A 5,555-nucleotide genomic window follows, 5' to 3' on the forward strand; every position below is an offset into this window, starting at 1 on the left:
GTCCTGGGGGGTGTGGGGGCCCTTGCGGACGTAGTGGTCGGTGGGGGCCGCCGCCCTCTGGTCCCCGGGCTTCCGCCCCGCCGCCGCCTTGCGGGCGGCGGCCGGGTCCACGAAGCCGTATCCCAGGGAGTCGTCACGGCCGCCGGAGGGTGCGTTGCGGGCCGTGTCCTCAAGGAGGTCCTTGATCTGCGCCGGGGACAGCCCGGGGTGGGCGGCCTTGATCAGGGCGACGGCCCCGGAGACGAACGCCGAGGCGGCGCTCGTGCCCCAGCCCTCGTAGTACTTCCGGTCCGGGTCGGCTATCACCACGTCGACGCCGGGGGCGCTGACCGTGGCGTACCAGCGGCGGGTGGAGAACGAGGCGCGGGTCCCGTAGCGGTCGACGGCGGTCGCGGCGATCACGCCCGGGTAGGCCGCCGGGTAGGAGATGTGGTCGCCCTTCTCGCCGCCGTTGCCGGCCGAGGCGATGACGGCGGCGCCCTTCTTCAGGGCGTACTGCACGGCGGCGTCCTCGGCGGGCTCCGGGTGGGCCGACTTGGAGTCGTCGCCGAGGGAGAGGTTGATGACGTCGGCGCCGTGGTCCGCGGCCCAGCGGATGCCTTCGGCGAGGGCGTTGCCGCGGGTGTTGCGGGCCTTGCTGCGGGCCGAGTCGCCGTCTTCGAGGATCACGCGGACCGGGAGGATCTTCGCCTCGGGGGCGATGCCCATGACTCCGTCGTCGTTGCCCGAGCCGTGTCCGTGGCCCGCGATGATGCCGGCCATCGCCGTGCCGTGCCGGGCCCAGGGGCGGTCTCCGCGGCCCGCGCCGAAACCGACCATGTCCTTGCCTGCCAGGACGTTGCCCGCGAGGTCCGGGTGTTCGTCGTCGACGCCCGTGTCGAGGACGGCGACGGTGATGCCCGCGCCCTTCGTCGTCCGCCACGCCTCGGTCGTGTGCATCGCCTCCAGCGCCCACTGCTTGGCGCGGATGCCGTCGGCGTGGGCGGCGGTGGAGGGCAGGAGGGCGAGACCCGCGGCCAGCGCAGCGACCAGCAGGCCCCGTCCGCGGGGCGCCCTGCGGCTCATGAGGGCTTCTCCGTGGCCGAGTCGACGGTCTTGCGCAGACTCCGCTCGACGCGGTCGGCGAGGCCCTTCGCGTCGTGGCCGAGGCCGGCCTGGGCGGGCACGGTGGTGGCGCCCGCCCTCATCGCGTCCGCGGCGGGCTGCGGCTCGGTGACGGGGCGGCCGTCGGCGAAGCCGGAGACCGCGTAGGTGACGACCGGGGCGTCGGTCAGGACCGACAGGGTCCATGACGCGCGCTGGCCGTCGCCGAAGCCCTCGGCGGCGGTGCCCTTCGCCGCGTACGTACGGGGCATGAGGTCGCGCCTGCTGCCGAGCTTCTGCTCCTCGAAACGGCGGTGCAGTACGGCCATGGCGGCGGAGTCGGCCTTCGTGAACAGCAGGCCGACCGTGGTGACGTGGCTGCGGGTCGCGTCGGTGTACGTGGCCCGCAGCAGGCGCAGACAGCCGGCGGGCGCGAGGGCCTTCTGCAGGAGCGGGTCGAAGGCGTCGCCGCAGCCGCTGTCGGGGGCGACGGCGACACGGGTCCAGGTGCGGTCGGAGCCGCCGGGGCCCGCGCCGTCGCCCTTGACCGTGGGCGGGAAGAGTTCGTCGACGGGCACGCTGTGCCACAAGTCGCCGGCCGCAGTGAACGCGTCCGGCGTCCCGGATCCGGCCGAGCTGTCCCCGGTGAGCCAACTCCCCGTCAGCGCACCGCCGATGAGCCCGAGCCCCAGCACCACGCAGGCCGCGGCGGCGGCCACGCTGCTGCGCCGCCGGGGGCCCGTCGGGCGCACCCGGGCGGTGTCGGCGTCGTACGTGTCCGGCTCCGCGAGGGACACGAACGGCCTGAGCGGCGGCTCGGCGGGGGGTGCGGGCGCGTGCCGGACCGCACCCGCGAAGGGCTCCCCGGTGAAGGACTCCCCGATGAACGGCTCACCGACCCCGGACATCGCCCTGCCGGACGGGGCCGTGAGCGGTGGCACCGGAACAGGCCCAGCCGGCGCGGACTCGGCGGGCACGGGCTCGGCGGGCACGGGCCGCAACCGGGTCGTGGTCTCCGCCGAAGCCCGCACGGCCGCCGCGCCCCGCCCCCCGAAGGGCTGATGGGCCCCGGGCACGGCCTGCGGCGCAGAACCCCGCACCGTTGGCCCGGCCCCCTGCCCGACGCCACCACCGGCCGCACGGGACTGCCCCCGCTCGGGGCGCGGCCCGGAGGCGCCACCGGCCGCACGGGACTCGCCCCGCTCGGCACCGGACCGCTGCGCATAACCGCCACCAGCCGCTCCGGGCTCGGCCCCGCCGGAGACGGACCGCTGCTCGGTGTCGCCACCGGCCGCACGGGACTCGCCCCGCTCCGCACCGGACCGCTGCGCATAACCGCCGCCGACCGCTCCAGGCGCGCCCGCGGGACGGGCCGGGGCCGCAGCGGGCCACTGCGTGCTGTCGCCAGCAGGCGCTCCGGGCCCGGCCCCGCCGGAGACGGGACGCTGCACGGTGTCGCCGTCGGTCGCTCGCGGTGTCGTCGTGGGGCGGGGCGGCGTTGTGGGGCGGGGGGCCGTTGTGGGGCGCGGTGGGGCCTCGGGGCGTCGGGGAGTTGACGGGGAGCCGGGTTCGTTCGCGGGGCGGAGCGGGAAATCCTGCTGGTCGGGACGCGGGGGCCGCCCGGGAGTCGTGCCCGGACCCGGCCGCGTACCCGCTTCGTCCGCCGGACGCGCGGCGGAAGGCAACGGGGACTGTGCCGAGGAGGCGCTCGACCACGCTGCGCTTCCCCTGGGCGCACGCGGTTCCGTCGTCGGACGCGGTGGGGCAGCGGCGCGGGCCGCGTCCGCTCCGGCGCCGGGGCGCGGCGTGACGCCCGCCCACTCGGCGCTTCCCCGAGGAGCGCGGGGCTGCGCGTCGCGGGACACCGTGCCCGTCCCGCCGGGCGGTGCGTCCGGGAAGCGGGACGAAGCCTGCGGAGGCGGGGCCGTCCCGGGCGCGGGGCGCTGTCCGCCGTCGCCGGGGCGGAGGTTGGGGAAGCGCGGTGTCCCGGACGAGGAGGCGTCCCGGGGCTCCCGGGGCCCGGGGTCCTCGGTGGTACGTGGTCGCGGGGGCGTCCCGACAGGGCGGCGCGGCCCGAACCAGTCGTTCCCGGCGGACTCCCCGCCCGCGCGGTCCGAAGCGGGAGCCGAGGGCGACGGTGTGGAAGCAGGTGTGGGCGAATCCGGTCCGGGGGGCGTGTCCGCGGGCCACTCCGACGGCTCCCGGCCGCCGTCCGTCGCCGGCTCCCCCGGCGGCGTCGCCGGACGCGGAGGAATGGAGGCGCGGCGCGCTTCCGTGCTCATGCACCCCCCGTTTCCTCGACCCCGGACGACCGAGACTGACCGAAGGAACCCCTCCGGATCCGTTCCCCGCTTGCGTGCGCGTCACTCTACGGGCTGACGCCATGCCCGTGGGAACCAGTCCGCGGGCCCGCGGCATCTGCCCGGAACGTCCCCCTACCCTGCGGTAATCCGGTCTGGCAGGCTTCGCACATGACAGCCCGCGCCGCAGACCGAGCCCGTTACGACCGGGCCACCGCCCACCTTGACGCACCCGTAGCGATCGTGGACCTGGAGGCCTTCGACGCCAACGCGGACGATCTCGTACGGCGGGCGGCGGGCAAGCCCGTACGTGTCGCGAGCAAGTCGGTGCGCTGCCGGGCACTGCTCGAACGCGTCCTGGCCCGGGACGGCTTCGCGGGCCTCATGTCCTACACGCTCGACGAGTCCCTGTGGCTGGCCCGCTCCGGTTTCGACGACGTACTGCTCGCCTACCCGTCCGCCGACCGCGCCGCGTACGCGACACTCACCGGTGATCCCAAACTCGCCGCCGCCGTGACCGTCATGATCGACGACCCTGCGCAGTTGCAACTGATCGACGACGCCCGGGACGGCGGACGCGAAGAGGTGCGTGTCTGCCTGGAGTTGGACACCTCGCTGAAGATGTTCGGCGGCCGGGTCCGGGTCGGCGCCCGCCGCTCGCCCCTGTACTCCGCGGCCCAGGTCGCCGACATGGCGCGTACGGTCGCCCGCCGGCCCGGTTTCCGGCTCGTCGGGATCATGGCGTACGAGGGGCACATCGCCGGAGTGGGCGACGACCTGCGCGGGCGCCCTTTGCGGTCGCGTGCGATCCGGCTGATGCAGGCGACGGCCCGCAAGGAGCTGGCGCAGCGCCGGGCGGACGTCGTGCGGGCGGTCCGGGCCGTCGCGCCGGACCTGGAGTTCGTGAACGGCGGCGGCACGGGCAGTGTCCAGCACACCGCGGCCGAGGACTCGGTGACGGAGATCGCGGCCGGGTCGGGGCTGTACGTGCCGCGCCTGTTCGACAACTACACGTCGTTCAGCGGGCGTCCGGCCGCGCTCTTCGCGCAGCCCGTCGTGCGCCGGCCGGGAGTCGGGGTCGTCACCGTCCTCGGCGGCGGCTACCCGGCGTCGGGCGCCCCCGGCCCCGACCGGCTGCCGGTGCCGTACCTCCCCGAGGGGCTGACGTACGACTCGCAGGAGGGCGCGGGCGAGGTGCAGACGCCTCTGCTCGGCTCGCCCGCCGACGATCTGCTGATCGGCGACAAGGTGTGGTTCCGGCACGCGAAGGCCGGGGAGCTGTGCGAGCGGTTCGACGTGCTGCACCTCGTGGAGGGCGACACGGTGACGGCGTCGGTGCCGACGTACCGCGGCGAGGGCCACACGTTCCTGTAGGCCCTGGCCCGGGCGCCGTCCGGGCGGGCGCCGTCCGGGCGGGCGCCGTCCGGGCGGGCGCTACTGCGTGGGTCCGATGCTGCTGCCCACGCCCCCGCCCGTGTCCTGGTCGCCGACGGGCCGGATCCCCTTGGTGATCCGGTCCATGTCGGCGAGCGGCGGTCCCTCCGCGCCCGCGTCGAAGACGTACCGCACCATGACCAGCGACTCCGAGCCGACGCTGGACGGGAACGCCATCGACTGGACGTAACCGCCGGGCCCCGCCTCGGTCCTGACGCGCCAGCGCACGAAGTACCCGGTGCGTCCCGCGACCGCGACCTGGCCCTGCTCCACCAGCCGGTGGGACGTGATGCCGTTGAAAGGGCGCTCGTCGACCCTGTTGCGGTCGTACGCCAGATCGGCCGCGTCGGAGATGTCGTCCCGGGCGAGCGCCGCGGTGGACTTCTCGTCGTTCGCGGTCACCGTGCGCGAGAGGACCGTGCCGTGGCGGCAGAGGCCGTCGTCGCCCGGGCAGTCGTACGTCCCGGGTGTGGTCATCACCACATCGGTGTCGGACACGTTCTCGGGTCTGGCCCAGCCGTCGAGGAGCGGCAGGGTGATGCCGTTCAGCTCGTCCACGACGACGCCGGGATCGGCGGACGGCTCCGGGGCGGACTCCGAGGCCTCCGAGGACGAGGACGGCGGATCGGCGGGAACGGAGGTCGTGGGCGCGGCCACCGCCCCGGGGTCGCCGTCGCCCTCGTACATGCACACGAAGACCGCCCCCCTGACGATAGCCCCGACCATGACGGCCCCCCC

The 5,555-nt window shown here is 75.6% G+C and carries 5 protein-coding genes; 2 read left to right on the forward strand and 3 right to left on the reverse strand.

From position 1 onward, the window contains the following. The coding region (gene mycP, locus ACFWGJ_RS41175; RefSeq protein WP_387334087.1) for a type VII secretion-associated serine protease mycosin at positions 1–1,065 on the reverse strand (1,065 nt) is incomplete at its 3' end. Further along, the gene (locus ACFWGJ_RS41180; protein WP_387334089.1) at positions 1,062–1,991 is read right to left on the reverse strand and encodes a hypothetical protein; all 930 of its coding nucleotides are present in this window, start codon (positions 1,989–1,991) and stop codon (positions 1,062–1,064) included. The genes mycP and ACFWGJ_RS41180, both read right to left, overlap by 4 nt. Between ACFWGJ_RS41180 and ACFWGJ_RS41185 the strand changes: the two genes are divergently transcribed. Beyond that, positions 1,966–2,145, forward strand: a complete 180-nt coding sequence (locus tag ACFWGJ_RS41185) for a hypothetical protein (RefSeq protein WP_387334090.1) — start codon at positions 1,966–1,968, stop codon at positions 2,143–2,145. The two genes, ACFWGJ_RS41180 and ACFWGJ_RS41185, sit on opposite strands and share 26 nt — an antisense overlap. A gap of 1,409 nt (positions 2,146–3,554) precedes the next feature. After that, positions 3,555–4,757: an amino acid deaminase/aldolase gene (locus tag ACFWGJ_RS41190; RefSeq protein ID WP_387334091.1), complete on the forward strand. Its 1,203-nt coding sequence runs from the start codon at positions 3,555–3,557 to the stop codon at positions 4,755–4,757. A gap of 60 nt (positions 4,758–4,817) precedes the next feature. On the opposite strand, the gene ACFWGJ_RS41195 is transcribed toward ACFWGJ_RS41190, so the two are convergent. Beyond that, positions 4,818–5,555, reverse strand: a 738-nt coding sequence (locus ACFWGJ_RS41195) for a hypothetical protein (protein WP_387334092.1), incomplete at its 5' end; no start/stop codon positions are given.

The organism is Streptomyces sp. NPDC060205, assembly GCF_042728395.1.
Taxonomy (GTDB): domain Bacteria; phylum Actinomycetota; class Actinomycetes; order Streptomycetales; family Streptomycetaceae; genus Streptomyces.

Coding starts and splice junctions, on each gene's coding strand:
- ACFWGJ_RS41190 (WP_387334091.1), top strand. CDS start 3,555: ATGACAGCCCGCGCCGCAGACCGAGCCCGTTACGACCGGGCCACCGCC.
- ACFWGJ_RS41185 (WP_387334090.1), top strand. CDS start 1,966: ATGAACGGCTCACCGACCCCGGACATCGCCCTGCCGGACGGGGCCGTG.
- ACFWGJ_RS41180 (WP_387334089.1), bottom strand. CDS start 1,991: ATGTCCGGGGTCGGTGAGCCGTTCATCGGGGAGTCCTTCACCGGGGAG.